The sequence below is a fragment of the Portibacter lacus genome (assembly GCF_021533215.1).
GTDB lineage: Bacteria > Bacteroidota > Bacteroidia > Chitinophagales > Saprospiraceae > Portibacter > Portibacter lacus.
Genome location: NZ_JAJNKA010000001.1, coordinates 514,485 through 532,208, shown reverse-complemented (window position 1 = coordinate 532,208; position 17,724 = coordinate 514,485). Strand labels below are relative to the sequence as shown.

Here is a 17,724-nt window from a genome sequence, read left to right as displayed (position 1 = left end):
TATCTAGAATTTATTCTTCCACATCATCGATTCTACTGGACGAATCGTTCTTTCTGTGTACTTAGCATTCTTCTTTTTATTATAGTAATTATTCACTTCTCCATCTATCATGAAGTAAATCAACTGGCCGATCGGCATTCCTGCATAAACTCTTACTGGTTTAGTGCACGATATTTCAAGGGTCCAGGTATTACAGAAGCCAACGTCACCTTTTCCAGCAGTTGCATGGATATCGATTCCTAATCTTCCTACGCTAGACTTTCCTTCTAAGAATGGAACAGAGTTGTGTGTCTCTGTATACTCTTCCGTTACACCAAGATAAAGTTCACCTGGTTGCAAAACATAACCTTCTTCACCGATAATAATCTCAGTGATCTTATTGTGTTTTTTCGCATCTAGCACCTCATCATCATAGACTGCTAAGTACTTTCCTAGATGGACATCGTACGAGTTCGTACCCAAACACTCAGGACGATAAGGTTCGACTACAATTTCACCATTTTCGATGGCACGCTTTATACTTACATCTGTTAAAATCATTCGGGTTAAATTTCGTAGCTGCAAAGAAACAAAAATTCTTCGATTACTCCTTTTTTCATTTGCGACCAAGTTCTAAAATTGACCTAAAAACGATTTTTACTTCTAATAAAAAATCAAAAATTACCGACGATGTGCAGTAAATCGATTGAAAAACCCTTTTCAGAGCTGCTGAATCTTTGGTTGAAATTAAAATTGACGTACATTTGAGTATGTCGTTATATCTAAGCAAAACTGTTTTTGAAAGTGCGAAGTTGGGTGTCTGGGAAATTGCGGAAGAGGAACAGTATTTTTCAGATGCGCTTGCCTTGACCGATGAGGAGCATTTGTTTGTGGACAGCATGAAAGGCCGAAGGAAAATCGAATGGCTTTCATCTAGGCACCTGATTCACTTGATGTCTGCTCGAACTGAACGGGCGGAGATATTAAAAGACGAACATGGGAAACCATATATCCACGATTCAGAACACCATATTTCTTTCAGTCATTCACACGGAATGTCAGCGGCGATTGCTTCCTTGAAACCTGTGGGAATAGACATTCAGTACATTGTTCCGAAGATCACGCGAATTGCTCCTAAATTCATGAACGAAGTAGAAGTGTCAAACATTGACAAAATGGATAAGTCTCTGCACCTAGATGTGATGCATATTATATGGGGAGCTAAGGAATCCTTATTCAAGGCATACGGAAAAAAATCTGTTGATTTCAAGAAGCACATGACACTACACATTACGGAATGGAATGGTGAAGCGGGGAGTTTTTCAGGTCAATTTGATAAAGCTGACTACTGCAAGAATTTTCGATTAGAAGCGATGAAGATTTTGAATCACATCTTAGTTTATGCTGAAGAAACAAATGAAGTAATCGAATAGATTGCATAATAAATATCAAGAAATGAAGAAGATTTTATTTATCGCATTAGTTGTATTTCTAGGCGCTTGTCGAGAAGAAAAGACTGTGCAAGTAGAAGAAGAACCAGTGCTCAGTACAGAGCTTCCGCAAGGATTTCACGATTTTTATGATCAATTTCATAGTGATTCCAATTTTCAAATGCAACACATCATTTTTCCATTGAAAGGGACCGCTACTAAAAAAGATTCGATGGAAACCATAACGCTGGATAAAGAGTATGTAGCGGAGAACTGGAAACTGCATAAGCCATTTAATGCGGATGCTGGATTCAATAGAAGTTTTACCGCAATGGGAGATCTGGTGATAGAAAAAATGCAGGATGATATGGGTTTGTTTACCATCGAGCGTAGATGGGGAAAGGTAGATTCGACATGGAGCTTGATCTATTATGGGACGACAGAAAAAACGTGGTAGGAAGTGTTAAAGACTTAAGTTTATAGATTCGATCCTTTATAAACTGCCCTACTATTCTTAGATTCTTTACAGGTATTTATGGCTTATCAGATAATTTTTCACATAGTCCGTCACACCATCCTCCAAACTTGAAAATTCAATTTCCCCCATTTCATCGGATAATTTCACCATGTTTGCTTCCGTGAAGTATTGATAATTATCTCTAATATCTTTAGGAATGTCAATGTATTCTATATTGGGTGTGATATCCATCGCATCGAATGTAGCCGTAACTAAGTCTAGAAAGCTTCTTGCTTTTCCTGTTCCTAAGTTATAGATACCAGATTTGATCGGGTTCTGCATTAAACTTACGATTGTAGAACAAACATCTTTCACATAGATGAAGTCTCTGAGTTGCATTCCATTTTCGAAATCGGCTCTGTGAGATCTGAAAAGTTTCATTTTTCCCGTTTCCTTGATCTGATTATAAGCATGAAATATAACCGAAGCCATTCGTGCTTTATGGTATTCGTTAGGACCGTAAACGTTGAAAAATTTGAGACCAATCCAATTCGTCGGAGCTTCATCTTGTTCTAAAAGCCATTCATCAAAAATCTGCTTAGATCTTCCATATTCATTAAGAGGCTTCAGCACAGAAATATCTTCCATCTGGTCACTGAACCCAAATGCGCCATCACCATAGGTCGCTGCACTGGAAGCATATATTAGTTGGATTTGGTGCTTAGCACACAACTCCCATATTTGCTTCGAATAGTCAATGTTTAATTCTAGGAAAATCTGAGGATCAGGATCAACAGTATCCGTTCTCGCACCTAAATGAATAATAGTGTCCAGCTCATTTGCATTCGTTTCGATAAACTTAAAAGCTTCCTTTCGATCAACTTTCAGAATACCTTCTTTATGAATATAGTTTGCTTCTTTATATTCCTGATCAAAGTCATCGATCGCAATGATATCGCTAATTTGTTCACTTTGCAAGTAACTTATCATGCATGAACCAATAAAACCAGCAGCTCCTGTAACTATAATCATAAATTATGCTTCTGCTTCTTCGTAAGCCTCTATAGAAGGACATGTACAAATTAGATTTCTATCTCCATAAGCATTGTCCACGCGCCTTACTGAAGCCCAAAACTTACTGCTTCTTAAATAATCAAGCGGATATGCTGCTTTCGATCTTTCATATGGCAAGTTCCATTCATCTGAAGTTAACATACCAAGCGTGTGTGGAGCATTCACCAAAACATTATTTTCTGGATCTGCTTTTCCTTCTGCGATTTCATTTAACTCTTTCTTTATTTCTAACAGTGCATCGCAGAATCGATCTAATTCCTCTATGCCTTCACTTTCCGTAGGCTCGATCATTAACGTTCCTGCTACTGGAAAGGACAATGTCGGCGCATGGAAGCCATAATCTATTAACCTCTTAGCAATATCTTCTGCAGTAATATTAAGGCTCTTGAATGGATTCATATCGATAATCAACTCATGTGCCGCCCTACCCTTCTCACCAGTATATAGAACTTGGTATTCAGACTCCAGTCTCGCCTTAATATAATTCGCATTAAGAATTGCATATTTCGTAGCCGCTGTAAGTCCTTTCGCTCCAAGCATTTTAATATAACCATATGATATGAGCAATATACTTGCGCTACCGTATGGTGCTGAAGAAACAGCTTTTATCGCATTCTCTCCTCCGCAATCCGCGTATTTATGTCCTGGCAAAAATGGTTTTAGTTTATCATTCACACAGATCGGTCCCATTCCAGGTCCTCCACCACCGTGGGGAATAGCGAATGTCTTGTGTAAATTCAAGTGGCAAACATCCGCATTGATATGACCAGGAGAAGTAAGTCCTACCTGAGCATTCATATTCGCTCCATCCATATAAACTAGCCCCCCATTATCATGAATGATCTGACAGATTTCTTTGATCCGTGATTCGAAAACCCCATGAGTCGATGGATAAGTTACCATCAAAGCTGCTAAATCATTCTGATGTTTCTCCGCTTTCTCTTTTAAATCCTCTACATCAATATTTCCATGGTCATCACATTTAACAACGACCACTTTCATACCAGTCATTACCGCACTTGCTGGATTTGTTCCATGTGCAGATGAAGGAATTAAAGCAATATTTCTATGCGCATTTCCATGGTGTTTATGGTATGCTGAAATAGTCAGCAAACCAGTATATTCTCCTTGTGCACCAGAATTAGGTTGCAAAGAACAAGCTGTAAATCCAGTGATTACGCTGAGATCTTTCTCTAACTGCTTGATCATTTCTAGATACCCTTTCGTCTGGTGAACAGGTGCGAATGGGTGTATATTTGCAAACTCTGGAGCACTTACGGGAATTAATTCCGAAGCTGCATTTAATTTCATCGTGCAAGAACCAAGTGGAATCATGGTATGCATTAAGGAAAGATCCTTATTTTCTAAAGACTTAATATATCGCATCATCTTCGTTTCTGAATGATGAGCATTAAATATTTCATGTGTTAAATATTCCGAAGTTCTCTGAAGTGACTGAGGAATTTGGAAATCATCTAACATCACGTTATGATCGATAGCTCCGGTCTTGAATTTCGAGAAAAAACTTAGCAAATTCCTTACTTGCGCATCCGAAACAGTTTCATCGATAGAAACTCGAATCTGTGCATCATCATAAAAGAAGTTGATATTTTTCTCTGTTGCTGCATTCTTGATATCATTAATCAATGTATCATTTGCATTAATGGAAATCGTATCGAAGAAATGTTCATTCGCCATTTCGTAGCCTAGTGATTTCAGGCCTGCATATAAGAATGCTGTTCTTTGGTGTACATTTTCAGCAATCGTTTTAATCCCATCAGGACCATGATAAACGGCATACATACCTGCCATAATCGCAAGCAATGCTTGAGCAGTACAAATATTAGAAGTTGCTTTATCTCTTTTGATGTGTTGCTCTCTCGTCTGCAATGCCATACGCAAAGCGAAATTACCATCTATATCTTTAGACACACCTATGATTCTTCCTGGAATGCTTCTTTTGAATTCCTCTCTTGTCGCAAAATAGGCTGCATGTGGACCACCGAAACCCATAGGGACGCCGAATCTTTGTGTTAATCCTACCACTGCATCTGCTCCAAACTCTCCTGGAGGAGTGATCAATGCCAAACTCAATAAATCAGCAGCAAAAATAGAATAAATCCCTTTTTCGTTCAATACTTCTGTGAAAGCTCTGAAGTCTGTGATTTCTCCTTCTTTATTAGGATATTGTAGTAGTACTGCAAAGTAATTGTCTTCTATGTCAATGTCTTTCCAGTCTCCAACAACTACTTCTACATCAATAGGTAATGCTCTGGTATAGAGAATATCTATCGTCTGGTCAAACACACCATTGTCAACAAATATTTTATTGATCGGCTCGTCTTTTACTCTCTTATTCTTAATGCTATAAAACATGGCCATTGCTTCTGCTGCTGCAGTGCCTTCATCTAAAAGTGAAGCATTTGCTAGCGGCATTCCTGTAAGATCTGAAAGCATCGTCTGATAATTCAATAACGCTTCTAATCTTCCCTGAGAGATTTCAGCTTGGTATGGTGTATACTGTGTATACCATCCTGGATTCTGAAAAATATTTCTAGAAATCACGGAAGGAGTAATCGTTCCGTAATAACCTTGACCGATATAATTTTCTGCGATAATGTTCTTAGCACCTAGTGCTTCGATGTGCTGCAGATATTCGAATTCAGAGAGCGCTTCATCAATTTCTAAGGACTTTATCATCCTAATATCTGTAGGAATAGTTTCGTCTATTAGCGTATCTAAACTGTCAATTTTTAAGGTCTGTAACATTTCGTACAGTGCCTCTTTAGTTGGACCAATGTGTCTATCACTAAACTGATCCCCTTTAGATGTTATCTGCATATCGTATGGCTTGGTTTATAACAGCTGCAAAGCTATTAATTTCAAAACAAAACATTGTTATTGTTTATAGAATAAATATATATTAAGTAAATATAATTTTTTCATATTTGTTTAGAAGGGAGGGGGCGAATGAAACGCAATAATCAATAAACTAAATAGTAAAAGAAGAACATCAAATGAAAATTAACGGTTGTCATTTCATCTAAGGTCTTAATTGTAAATTTTAGGGCCACACATACGGTGCCTATAAATTCGTTTTGCCAATCCTTATATTAAAATTTAAATTCTATGGAGCACTGTAATATATAGGTCAGCATTGACTAGTTATCAATCCTGCACTTCAACATAAATCACACTCTACAAGAATCTGCACACTAGCATCTACAGTGTAGTAATATACAACTGCGAAACTGATGTATCACATTCAGCTATAAGATTGAAAAATAGACATTACATTCTCAGCGCCAGAATAAAATTTTGAAAACGAATAGGAACCTATATACCGAAAGCAGCTTTTACTTTGTCTACATAATCCAGTTTCTCCCAAGTGAAAGTTTCTACTTCCATTTCCTTAGTATTCCCTGAACCGTCTGTAAAGCTTACCGTCTTAGTTTCTGGACTTCTACCCATGTGACCATAAGCAGCAGTTTCAGAATAAATAGGAGTTCTTAATTTAAGACGAGTTTCAATCGCATATGGACGCATATCAAAAATGTCATAAATCTTGTCGGCGATGTCGCCATCCGAAATTTTCACATTAGAAGTACCATAAGTATTGATGTATAAGTTGGTAGGTTTCACGACACCGATTGCATAAGAAACTTGAACCAGTACTTCAGAACAAAGTCCTGCCGCTACCATATTCTTTGCAATATGTCTTGTCGCATAAGCAGCAGATCTATCCACTTTAGAAGGATCTTTTCCAGAGAAAGCTCCTCCACCATGCGCGCCTTTTCCACCATAAGTATCTACGATTATTTTTCTTCCTGTTAAACCCGTATCACCATGTGGTCCTCCGATTACGAATTTTCCAGTTGGGTTAATATGATATACAACATCATCTGTGAATAAAGCCTGAATTTCAGGTGAAAGTTGGCTTTTCACACTCGGAATAATGACTTCTACGATATCTTTCTTAATCTGAGCAAGCATCTTTTCATCCTCATCGAAATCATCATGTTGCGTAGAAACTACTATACTATCTATTTTTTGTGGCTTATTATCATCAGAATATTCGATAGTAACTTGTGACTTAGCATCGGGTCTTAGGTAAGTAAGAATCTTTCCTTCTTTTCTTACTCTCGCAAGCTCTTCTAATATTTTATGAGAAATATCTAATGCAAGTGGCATGTAGTTCTCTGTTTCGTTCGTCGCATAGCCAAACATCATTCCTTGGTCACCCGCTCCTTGCTCTTCTTTACTTGCTCTATCTACTCCTTGATTAATATCTGGAGATTGTTCATGGATAGCTGAAAATACACCACACGAATTCGCCTCAAACATATATTCTGACTTGGTATAACCAATTCTTTTGATTACATCTCTTGCAATGGTCTGCACATCAAGATAAGTATTGGATTTCACCTCACCTGCAAGAACTACTTGCCCTGTGGTTACCAAAGTCTCACATGCTACTTTAGATTCAGGATCGAATGCAATAAAGTGATCAACTAATGCATCAGAAATTTGATCAGCAACTTTATCAGGATGTCCCTCAGATACAGATTCAGAAGTAAATAAATAAGCCATTATATATATTTAGATTATTATCAATTTATAAATAGACCGCAAAGATATTATTTATATAGAAATCATTTAATATAACACGTTAATAATGATCGATTTCCTATAAATCCTTCTAATTTATCACCGATAGTAACAGGCCCTACACCTGCTGGAGTGCCTGTATATAATAGGTCTCCCTTATTAAGAGTGAAGTATCTAGACACATAAGATATGAGGTAATCAAACGAAAAAATTAAATCTTTCGAGTTTCCGACTTGCACTGCTTCTTCGTTTTTTGTCAATTTGAAATCAATATTCCTTTCATCTAAATCTTCCTTCGAAATGAATTCGCCGACGATAGCTGAATTATCGAAGGCCTTCGCAATTTCCCATGGATGACCTTTTTCTTTACATCTATTCTGAACATCTCTTGCTGTAAAGTCAATCCCAAGTCCAATTTCTTCGTAATAACTACTCGCAAATTTTTCTGCAACATGTTTGCCATTCTTAACGATCTTGAGTACCAATTCTAATTCGTAGTGAATGTCATTGCTAAATTCTGGAATGTAAAACTCATTTCCGTTTCTTGGAATGGCCGTTTTAGGCTTCATAAAAATCAATGGTTCCTTCGGGACCGGATTGCTTAATTCCTTTGCGTGATCAATGTAATTTCTTCCGATGCAAATTATTTTCATGTTGATTTACGATTTTGGATTTACGATTTACGATTTACGATTTCAGATTTCAGATTTCAGATTTCAGATTTTAACTTCAGACTCAAGACTCACGTCTCACGACTTACGACTCAAGACTCACGACTCACGACTCACAATTTCACATTCAACAATCCTACCAGATCTTTCACCTCCCTTAACGTTTCCTGTGCTCTCTTTCTAATCTCAGCAGAAGATTGCTTTACCTGATATTTGATATCTTTCTTATTCTTAACTACATCACTTTTCTGATCTTTGAATTGATCCGTTAGTAGCACCAATTGATCAGCAGTCGCAGCTTTCAAATCCGAATATTTAAGATTTCCGGCATTGTAGTCATGAGTTAGACTTTCATGCGCTTGTGCACCACCACTAATTTTCAATAGCTCGAACAGATTGTAAACCCCTTCAGACATTTTTCCTTCTACTGCATCTCCGGCATCCGTTACTGCTGACTTAATTTGTTTCCTTATCCTTGCTTCATCCTGGAATAAAGAAATATAGTGTTTCTCCCCAGCAGATTTACTCATTTTTCTCAATGGATCCGCTGTAGATCTAATTTTAGGGGTTTCTGTGTAAAGTCCTTCTGGCAGAACAAAGTATTCTTTCCCTACAGAGTGATTGAATCTCCCAGCGATATCTCGTGTTAATTCTAGATGCTGCTCTTGGTCTTTTCCAACTGGTACATAATCCGCTCTATAAATCAATATATCTGCTGCTTGTAGTACTGGATAATCCAGTAAACCTACAGAAATATACTTATCACTTCCTGACTCACTCACCTGCGAACTCTTGTCTTTGAATTGGGTCATTCTTGTCAACTGACCATATGAACAAAAGCAATTAAATATCCATCCCAGTTCTGAATGTTCTGGAATTAAAGATTGGACGAAAAGATTCTCCGCTTTAACTCCCACTGCTAGCAAATTGAAAATCAACTCCCAAGTGTTGTTTCTCAACTTCTTAATGTCATAGGGCATGGTCATCGCATGATAGTCCACAACACCGTAGTAGCATTTGTAATCTTTCTGCAGATCTACCCAGTTTTTTACAGCACCAAAGTAGTTCCCTAAGTGCATGTCACCAGTGGGTTGTATACAAGAGAGTACGCTTTTCATCTAGTCTTTTGTTATTTGTTATTTATTATTAGCCTTCTACTTCGACCAATTTTACTTTACGGCAATTACAGAAATCTCTACATTGACATATTTCGGTAAGTTAGCGACTTCCACTAATTCCCTTGCTGGAGCAGTATCTTCATCAAAATATTCTGCATACACTGCATTAATTCTACTGTACATTTCCATATCAGCGACAAAAACAGAACACTTAACGATATTATCGAAAGTCATATCAGCTGCTTCAAGCACAGCTGTCAAATTTTTCATGACTTGATGTGTTTCCGTTTCAATATCAGAGGTGATTAATTCCCCACTTGATGGATCTAAGGCAATCTGTCCAGAAACATAAAGTGTATTTCCAGCCATCACGGACTGATTATAAGGTCCAACAGGTGAAGGCGCTTTCTCTGTGTTTATAATTTTTTTCATTGGATTGATTTTTTATTGTTAGGTAAAAATGCGGCTAAGAATTCGAATAAATCTTACATTTTCTTCAATCAAGCTATGGCTATCCCAAAAAATGTAGAATTTAGTCAAGTGAAAATATTTTCAAAAAAACACAAATAGCCCCTAATCCATAAAGGAAAAGGAGCTATTCTATATTTCTTAAGTGGAAGTTTATACTTCCTCTGCTGCTTGTATCACTACCTTACCCTTATAGAACATACTACCTTCTGACCAGTAAGCTCTGTGGTAAAGATGTGCTTCACCTGTATTTTTACAGATAGCAATCTGAGGAGCAGTCGCCTTTTTGTGCGTTCTTCTCTTTCTTTTTCTCTGTTTTGAGATCCTCGACTTTGGATGTGCCATATCCCTATATTTTTAGTTTAACTTAATATCTTTTAATGCGTCCCAGATTTTACTCTGTTCCTCTATTTCTTCTTCTTCTAATTTTTCAGATTGTTCTTCGAGTTCATCGTAGTAATCTAAAACTTTTTGATCACAAAACTCATAATCATTTGCTTCACAATCAATGGTATTTGATATCGGTAGAGAGAGTGAAACAAATTCATAAATCAGATTAGCAACATTCAGATTGGTTTCTTCAGTACTAATATAAATTACTTCGTCGGTATCTTCTTTACCAAAATCATCAAATTTGACAACTATTCTTTCCATTGCTTCCACTGGAACATCTATAGATGCTAAACATCGATCACAAGGATTATTTATCGAACCTTTAATTTCAAATTCAAGGTCCAACATGGTTTCCTTCTTATCCATGTTCACTTTTATGTCAAATTTCCCTTTCTCAACAACACTATCTTCAAAATTAGCAAAGAAATTATCGTCCACTTGAAAATGATATTCATGAAGACCTAATTTCGCCGTTTTAAAGGGAATGTTGAAAATATTATGACTCTTCATAACAATTTACTTTTCAAAAGGAGTGCAAAGATAATATTTACAATGGGAATCAGAAATTAAAGTTGAATATTTTCAAAGTATTAAAAATTAATATGAAAATAATTTATGTTACCTCTGATTCCACATAATTTTAATATTCATTTTAAAACATAAACCTATAAGACAAAAATGACAAATTTGAAAAAAACTTAACATTGCAAATAATGATTTATTAGTAATTAAATATTAACATAGTGAATTAACACCTTATTTAATTTTTTAACATTTTAAATTATTTATATGAAAAAATTTTAAATTCTAGGGCTTTTCATTTCTTTAATAATGATTACCCCCAATTTAATTTCTCAAAGCTGTTCCCCACCGACTGATCCGATGGCAAACAGCGCTTTATTTAATGGCATGCAAATTCCATGCGCTTGGACCTTGAGTAATGGAAATCAAAATATCATTATTGCAATTATGGATAAATATATCGATGATGAACATTTTGATTTGGTGGGAAAAATTCCATACAAATATGGTACAAACAACCCTATAAATCAAGATCTTAATCATGGTGTACAGTCTGTTGGAGCTGCGGTTGGTATCCGAAATAATGGAACTTGCAGTGCTGGTTCTGGCGGAAACTCAAGAGTAGCTGCTTATAGGGGGCAGTATGCTAATAATAGTAATATTATTGATGCATCAAATAAAGGTTATCAAATTATAAGCATTTCTGCTTGGAATACTATTTCTAGAGCAACTATGGTAACAGCAACTCAAAATGGAACTGTTGTATTAGTTGCTGGTCTAGATTAATATCACCAGGCCTATGAAGATGTACCTGGTGTAATACATGTAGGAAGATGCTATAGAAATGGACAATACAATCAATACAATAGTTCAGGAGGTTCAGGACACAATCAGAATCTTGATGTTCTAGTTGACACTGAAGGATTAAATAGTACAAAGGAAGGACAAGGTTGTGGTCCTGGTGGAAATGGTATAACAGCAGGGACGTCAATGGGAACTCCATTATTAGCTGGTGTAGTTTCGCTCATGATCGATGTAAATCCTTGCCTTACACCTGCAGCTATAGAAGAAATTCTTGTACAAACTGCAGATCCTATTCCACCAAATGCAAACTCGAGTATAACAAGAGCAGGTAAGATAAATGCTTATGCTGCAGTTCAAATGGCTCAAAATTTATCTCAAAACAAAGTTTATGCTGGAACACAGACTATAGAAAATGACTATATTTCAGGAGATCTTACAATCATTTGCTTATGATAAATTACAGATGGATCATTGAGTCTCACGGAAAGTGATAACATCAGGCACTGATCTAATGTGTCGCTTTTCAAGCTAGGATTTGTGGGACGCGAAAAAGTGATGCATTTCTATGGAAGTCAGTCTATCAAATCATTACCATCAAAGCACGTCATTCATGGTTCCCTACTTTCCTTTTATTTTTTGATTAAATTTCGTCCTAAAAAATTTCCTAGGATCACTGGAGATGATTCTATCAAATTTTTTAAACTCAAAGCTCACCACTCAATGCTTTCCCCCTCTAAACAATATTCACTTCATAGTTCTTACCATCCCATTTTTCAGATTCTTTCCAATAAATAGTAAATTTGAGTTGCCCTTCTTCCATCGATTCCGTAGGTAGATCCGTATAATGAATCCCCAAACACATATCCTCTGTGTCTACTTCATTAACGGTCTTCCAGTCATCCTTCGTCCATTTGATGAATGCAGGTGAAACCGTCTCAATTCTCAACTTCCTTCCTTTGGCAAAATCCTTAATTTTTAATTCTTTCCTCCAGATCGTCACCTCCGCTTGTACTCCATCATCCACCAAATACCCAAATACCCATAAATATTCTGCTCATCCTCTGAAAAAGCGACCAAATTCTCCATGATTTCTGGCGTTATTTCTGAAAGTGAATCTAGAAAGGTTTTGATCTGATTTTTAGTCATCTCCTTCAAGTTAGATGATAAATACAAAGCTGCCTTTTCTGTCGACAAACTTAACTTATTCACCAAAAGTGTTTTGGTATTCGAATCAAAGCCCGCATAATTTGAATAAATCGAATCTACAAAAGTTGTGTTCTTCCATATTTCTAAAGGTAATTCCTTCAAAATCCAAGCTCGATCTAATGGTCTTGCCTGCAGAATTACCATTGTCACTTCCTTTAAATATCTAGTAAAATCTTGATCGTCAAATTGCTTTATCGCATAAACCTGATAATCAGAAATTCCAGATTCCATGAAATCCTGAGCTAATGCTGGCGTATAAATGCCAGACAAATTTTCCTTTATTCTTACGCTAATTTCTCCATTGGCCAATTGCCATAGCGTAAAACAAGAATACAAAGCACCTTCTACAACCGTCTCTTTGATCTCTTTCTTCGTAGCTCCACTTATCCCATCCACCTCCTTTCCTTTAAACTCAATAACTTTTTCTCTTTTCTTACTAGGATCATATAAATCGGTCAGTTTCTTGCCTTCTAATTTGGAATATGGATCAGCAAGTAATCGATCTAGTTTTTCATAATCTTGTTCTGTAAATAAATCGTGGTCAAATTTGCTCAAAAGTTCATCTGGATATACACCGAAACCTGAATATTGACCTAAAAGATCCCAGTACAACTCTATGAACAGTGGCTTACATAGTCCGTCAATGCACACATCCGCTAAGACATCCGCATAGTATATCTGAGGAATCCCGCTGTCATTATACAACAAATAAACTTCCTGACCATACAGCGTATCTAATCCATGATCAATAAATGTTAACTCACTTTCCACCCAGTCCTTTTGCAAGCGATCTCCAGAAAGAAACTTGGTGGGATTCTTCGGAAGATGGCTATACCCAAGGATGCTGACCATTAATACGAAAGTGATGATAAATTTCAATTCCTCTTATGGTTTAAGATATTTCTGATCTTCAATAAGTTGCATGTATTCTGCTAGGTACTTTTCGTAAACGTCCCGCGGATTAGCATTGTATTTCTTACAAATAGAAGCTGCAAAACCTACCGCTGCTCCCATCTGACCTGTTGTTCTCATTACTCTTGGACCACCCAGGCCCACGTGTGAACAACTAAAATTCCTCCCAGCCATAAACAAGTTACTAATGTTCCGAGAATATAAACTTCGGTAAGGAATATAGTATTTCGGTGTTCTATAAAACAAGGCCTTCGAAAGAAAATCTGGTTTACTTTCGTCTTTTAAGTTTTGCTGAAAATGAATGTCAACTTCTCTTTCTTCCTGTACAACTGAATCTTGAAATTTGGTTAATCCTGTTACATCATTGAAGGTAAATACATGATCCCCAATTAATCGTCTAGACTCTCGTTTCCCTACCAGATAAGATACCCAATCCAAAGCATATTCATCATTTTCGGTGAGTTCTTTGGCATTAGAAAAAGAACCATAAATAGCCTTTAACATATGGTCTCTAATTTCTTCTGCATCGTCAATTTGGTGTAAGTCATTTCTGGAAAACTCCCAATACCATTCCCCTGCGACAGCCTTATGCTCTTGAGCTACAGGTTTTGCCCAGGGAACATCAGGGAACTCACTTTTAGCAGCCCTCTTTGACGTTTGAAACAGAATCGAAGATCCCATAACCACATTATCCGCCTTCTCCGGACTCCATAATTCACCGTGCTTCGTCCATTCCTCTCCATATTTATACACACTTTCTCGCCCATAGGAATAATCCGCTCCTGCCCAATAACCAATCCATCCATCTCCCGTCGCATCAACGAACAAAGGAGCTTCGAACCTGATTCTTTCTCCTGTATGCGTATGTCTAGCATCCACATATTTAATTTCTTCATTTTCTGCATGCGCATCATATGCTCTCCAGTTTAAATGAAGATCAATATTCTGATAACTCTTTACATTAAGGTCTCGTTTTTCCTGATCTTTTTCTGCTTCGATCGAGCCATTCGGATAATGCTCTGTATCTATTTTTCTAAGAATTCGCTCGTATTTCCCGTAAATTCCAAGCGTATGAACTCTTATTTCACTGCTCGCATTTCCACCAAGTAAAGGTCGATCATGAATCAATGCAACTTTAAGCCCTTCTTCTGCTGCCGCAATTGCCGCTGCACAACCTGCTATTCCTCCACCAGTGATAACTAAATCATAATGCTGCGTTTTAGCAGGAACCATTGGCTCTTTTCCGATTTCCTGTCTCCAGGCCAATAACTCTTCCCATTCATTCGGAGGAACATCCGTACCTTTTGTAAAATAAATCGCATCACATCGACCATTAAATCCTGTCAGATCAACTAATTCGATAACATTGACCTTCTTATCAAAAGTTACACTACCTGCTTTCTGCCAATTCCATTCTGGAATCACACCCAACTCTTGGCTTAACTGAATCCCATTGACCTTTAAGAAAAAACGGCCCGGCGCATCCCAAGGTCCAGGCGCCCAATCTTTAGTTCGAACCCAAACTTGGTATTCCCCTTTACTTGTAACTTCTATTTCTGTAGATGCATTCCGAACTGGAATACCCATGCCATGTGCCATTAAATAAGAAGATCCAACTTGCTCAACAAATTGAGGATCTACAACCCATCCTCCTTTATCAGAAAATGACTCTGCTTCTATTAAAAATCGATCTTGCGCAAAAGAAGTCGCAATACTTATAACCAAGCTTAGGAAAACAATTAAAGTTCTTTTCATATTTGATTGTAGATTTCTTGAAGGGAAAGTTTATCATCCATTTCAACCTGCAACTTCATCAAATCTTCAAACATCGACTTTACTCGATCGTGCTGATCATCATTGGCAGCAATATTCGTAATTTCTTCAGGATCTTCAGTAAGGTCAAATAACAACACCGTTTCGCTTTTAGGATAAACAATGAGCTTGTAACCATCTTTTCTGATCATTCGCTGAACATTAATATATGCACCATATATTTCGTCGTAATTCTTTTCTTTCGATATTCCCTTTGCTTGCGGCAGGAAACTTTTGAACTCCACGTAATCTGGTTTTTCAATTCCCGCTATGTCTAAAGAAGTCGCCATAATATCTTGTAGATATACATCTGAATCAATACGTTCTCCTTTGGGAATACCTGGACCCATCACCATCATAGGTGGTCGCACGCTGTGATCATACATAGACTGCTTGCCGATTAATCCATGCTTCCCTACTGCTAATCCGTGATCCGCCGAAAAGAAAATATAGGTATTATCCATTTTCCCAGAAGCTTCTAAAGCATCCAATATTTCTCCGATCTGTGCATCTAAGTGTGTGATGATTGCGTAATATTCTTTAATATTTACTTTAACTGCATATTCTGTTCTTGGATAAGGAGCCAAGGCTTCATCTCTAAGTCCACGTCCATTCCCCATTAATTCCTTATCAGGATATTCAGGTAAAAAACTTGCTGGAACTGATATATTATCCAATGAATACATATCTAAATATTCTTGTGGTGCTTGTCTTGGGTCATGAGGTGCATTAAATGCTAAGTACATGAAGAACGGATTGTCTTTATCCTTCGCCATGTCGATGTATTCTAGCGCATCATCTTTTAAAACTTCACTCCAGTGTTTTCCGCCTTCCCAGAAACCTCCAAACTTTGGATCTGCTGGATCCCAAGAATCATCATCCTCGCTCTTCGGTCGATTATAACCTACTGGCATGATATCGTCCGCAGTTACTAATCTACCATCTATTTTTTGCTTCCCAACTACTTCATTAAATTTCCGTCCAACTTGAGCTTTCCCCCAAGCGTCCTTCGGCATTCCTGGTCTGATGTGCTTCGAATGTTGGAAAACTTTATCTGCAGGTGCTCCCACATGCCACTTTCCAGTCATGTATGTATCATATCCACCTTTCTCCATTAGCTTTCCCCAAGTATTATGGATGGCAACCGTATCATCCTTACCCCAGTTCTTTTTATATTCATTTGCTCTCCACAAGTGTCTACCTGAGATCATCATCGCTCTAGAAGCTGCGCAAATGGCACCATTCCATCCACCCATGTTATAAGTATGTGTAAAGCTTGTTCCGTTCTGGACTAGTCTATCCAAGTTAGGGGTGTGAATTTCTTCATTTCCGAGCGCATGGATTGCGGTATAGGTCATGTCATCAGCAAAGAGGAAAACGATATTGGGCTTTCCATCTTCCGTTGTTTTCTTTTCATCTGACTTACAACTTACAGTAAGTAATGCTATCAGTAAAAAATAAATAGGAATTCTTTTCATCTGAGAAAATTAGTATTAATTTTTAAAAATATTAAGGTTTCACTGCGCTTATGCACATAAAAGAAGGAAACTTATTGAGTCTATCATAATATCTGCGATCTGCTTTCTTAAATTCTTCCGTGGGTTTCGGTTCTAGTACTTTTTCGAGCATAAATCCAGCTTGCAAAATCGGGTTAATGCATTCCGCAAGTGGTCGACGATAACTGTTAACTTCTACAGGTTTTCCGAAACCGCCCCACTCCGCCCGAACATGCTCCACTTCGAAATACTTCTCAGACTTAAAGTAAGTGTATTCAAAAAATGGATGTTCTATCGAAATAACCAATTGGCCACCTGCCTTTAAAACTCTAAAAAATTCAGACATCGTTATCGTCCAGTCTTCTAAATAATGCAAGGCCAATGCACACAATACTACATCCATTTCACCATCTTCGATCTTATCAAATGGCTCCGAAATATCATGTACATAGAATTGATCATTTCCTGGATTTCTTTCTTTTGCAAATGCGATCATTTTCGGACTGATATCGTAACCGATTACTTCTGCTCCTGCTCCACTTAAGATCTCAGCGTATTTTCCCGGGCCACAAGCTGCATCTAATATTTTCTTTCCTTTGACTTCTTTTAAGAGGCTGAGGGTATTAGGTCTATCGTAGTAAGCATTATGCGGTTTATGGTCAATTTTATTATTATAACTTTTTGCCAATTTTTCATAAGCTTGAAAAATTTTCTTTTTAATTTCCATTTTACTTATGTTTTATGCTACATATTGATTTCAATGAATACAATTTC

18 protein-coding genes are annotated in these 17,724 nt (G+C 37.2%); 4 read left to right on the top strand and 14 right to left on the bottom strand.

The genetic code is table 11. From position 1 onward, the window contains the following. Nucleotides 1-3 precede the first annotated feature (3 nt). Nucleotides 4-540, bottom strand: a complete 537-nt coding sequence (gene dcd / locus L2586_RS01940; protein ID WP_235291077.1) for a dCTP deaminase — start codon at nt 538-540, stop codon at nt 4-6. Nucleotides 541-749: 209 nt separating this feature from the next. On the opposite strand from dcd, the gene L2586_RS01935 reads away from it, so the two are divergent. Together L2586_RS01935 and L2586_RS01930 are read left to right on the top strand one after the other, a co-directional pair. Next, nucleotides 750-1,412, top strand: coding sequence for a 4'-phosphopantetheinyl transferase family protein (locus tag L2586_RS01935; RefSeq protein WP_235291200.1), 663 nt, complete (start codon nt 750-752; stop codon nt 1,410-1,412). Nucleotides 1,413-1,434: 22 nt separating this feature from the next. After that, nucleotides 1,435-1,866, top strand: a complete 432-nt coding sequence (locus tag L2586_RS01930) for a hypothetical protein (protein ID WP_235291076.1) — start codon at nt 1,435-1,437, stop codon at nt 1,864-1,866. A 66-nt stretch (nt 1,867-1,932) separates the two neighbouring features. Here L2586_RS01930 and rfaD read toward each other — a convergent pair whose 3' ends face one another. The 8 genes from rfaD to L2586_RS01890 all read right to left on the bottom strand — a co-directional run bounded on the left by rfaD (nt 1,933) and on the right by L2586_RS01890 (nt 10,708). Beyond that, nucleotides 1,933-2,898: an ADP-glyceromanno-heptose 6-epimerase gene (rfaD, locus tag L2586_RS01925; RefSeq protein WP_235291075.1), complete on the bottom strand. Its 966-nt coding sequence runs from the start codon at nt 2,896-2,898 to the stop codon at nt 1,933-1,935. Between the two features lie 3 nt (nt 2,899-2,901). Beyond that, a complete protein-coding gene (gene gcvP, locus L2586_RS01920; protein ID WP_235291074.1) occupies nt 2,902-5,781 on the bottom strand; it encodes an aminomethyl-transferring glycine dehydrogenase in 2,880 nt (959 codons plus the stop codon). Between the two features lie 495 nt (nt 5,782-6,276). Then, a complete protein-coding gene (gene metK, locus L2586_RS01915) occupies nt 6,277-7,530 on the bottom strand; it encodes a methionine adenosyltransferase (RefSeq protein WP_235291073.1) in 1,254 nt (417 codons plus the stop codon). Between the two features lie 62 nt (nt 7,531-7,592). Next, nucleotides 7,593-8,201: a fumarylacetoacetate hydrolase family protein gene (locus L2586_RS01910; protein WP_235291072.1), complete on the bottom strand. Its 609-nt coding sequence runs from the start codon at nt 8,199-8,201 to the stop codon at nt 7,593-7,595. A 131-nt stretch (nt 8,202-8,332) separates the two neighbouring features. Next, on the bottom strand, nt 8,333-9,337 hold the full coding sequence (gene trpS, locus L2586_RS01905; RefSeq protein WP_235291071.1) for a tryptophan--tRNA ligase: 1,005 nt from the start codon (nt 9,335-9,337) through the stop codon (nt 8,333-8,335). Between the two features lie 51 nt (nt 9,338-9,388). Beyond that, complete coding sequence (locus tag L2586_RS01900; protein ID WP_235291070.1) at nt 9,389-9,769, bottom strand: Rid family detoxifying hydrolase; 381 nt, start codon at nt 9,767-9,769, stop codon at nt 9,389-9,391. A gap of 189 nt (nt 9,770-9,958) precedes the next feature. Beyond that, the gene (rpmF, locus tag L2586_RS01895; protein ID WP_235291069.1) at nt 9,959-10,150 is read right to left on the bottom strand and encodes a 50S ribosomal protein L32; all 192 of its coding nucleotides are present in this window, start codon (nt 10,148-10,150) and stop codon (nt 9,959-9,961) included. A 12-nt stretch (nt 10,151-10,162) separates the two neighbouring features. Beyond that, on the bottom strand, nt 10,163-10,708 hold the full coding sequence (locus tag L2586_RS01890; RefSeq protein ID WP_235291068.1) for a YceD family protein: 546 nt from the start codon (nt 10,706-10,708) through the stop codon (nt 10,163-10,165). Nucleotides 10,709-11,029: 321 nt separating this feature from the next. Between L2586_RS01890 and L2586_RS24755 the strand changes: the two genes are divergently transcribed. Next, nucleotides 11,030-11,506: a S8 family serine peptidase gene (locus L2586_RS24755; protein WP_348535546.1), complete on the top strand. Its 477-nt coding sequence runs from the start codon at nt 11,030-11,032 to the stop codon at nt 11,504-11,506. Nucleotides 11,507-11,539: 33 nt separating this feature from the next. Further along, on the top strand, nt 11,540-11,977 hold the full coding sequence (locus tag L2586_RS24750) for a S8/S53 family peptidase (protein ID WP_348535549.1): 438 nt from the start codon (nt 11,540-11,542) through the stop codon (nt 11,975-11,977). A 280-nt stretch (nt 11,978-12,257) separates the two neighbouring features. Here the strand turns inward: L2586_RS24750 and L2586_RS01880 are convergent, their stop codons facing one another. From L2586_RS01880 to L2586_RS01860, 5 genes are read right to left on the bottom strand one after another with little or no spacing between them, the layout of a single operon-like run. After that, a complete protein-coding gene (locus L2586_RS01880; protein WP_235291067.1) occupies nt 12,258-12,548 on the bottom strand; it encodes a hypothetical protein in 291 nt (96 codons plus the stop codon). Further along, nucleotides 12,521-13,609 carry a hypothetical protein gene (locus L2586_RS01875; RefSeq protein WP_235291066.1) on the bottom strand — a complete coding sequence of 363 codons (1,089 nt, stop codon included), beginning with the start codon at nt 13,607-13,609 and terminating at the stop codon, nt 12,521-12,523. Before L2586_RS01875 ends, L2586_RS01880 begins: the two co-directional genes overlap by 28 nt. Before the next feature lie 6 nt (nt 13,610-13,615). Then, complete coding sequence (locus L2586_RS01870; RefSeq protein WP_235291065.1) at nt 13,616-15,397, bottom strand: FAD-dependent oxidoreductase; 1,782 nt, start codon at nt 15,395-15,397, stop codon at nt 13,616-13,618. Further along, nucleotides 15,394-16,932 (bottom strand): sulfatase-like hydrolase/transferase, encoded by a 1,539-nt coding sequence (locus tag L2586_RS01865; protein WP_235291064.1) that lies wholly within the window; start codon nt 16,930-16,932, stop codon nt 15,394-15,396. The genes L2586_RS01870 and L2586_RS01865 overlap by 4 nt, the downstream gene beginning before the upstream one ends. Before the next feature lie 31 nt (nt 16,933-16,963). After that, a complete protein-coding gene (locus tag L2586_RS01860) occupies nt 16,964-17,677 on the bottom strand; it encodes a class I SAM-dependent methyltransferase (RefSeq protein ID WP_235291063.1) in 714 nt (237 codons plus the stop codon). Between the last annotated feature and the right edge of the window lie 47 nt (nt 17,678-17,724).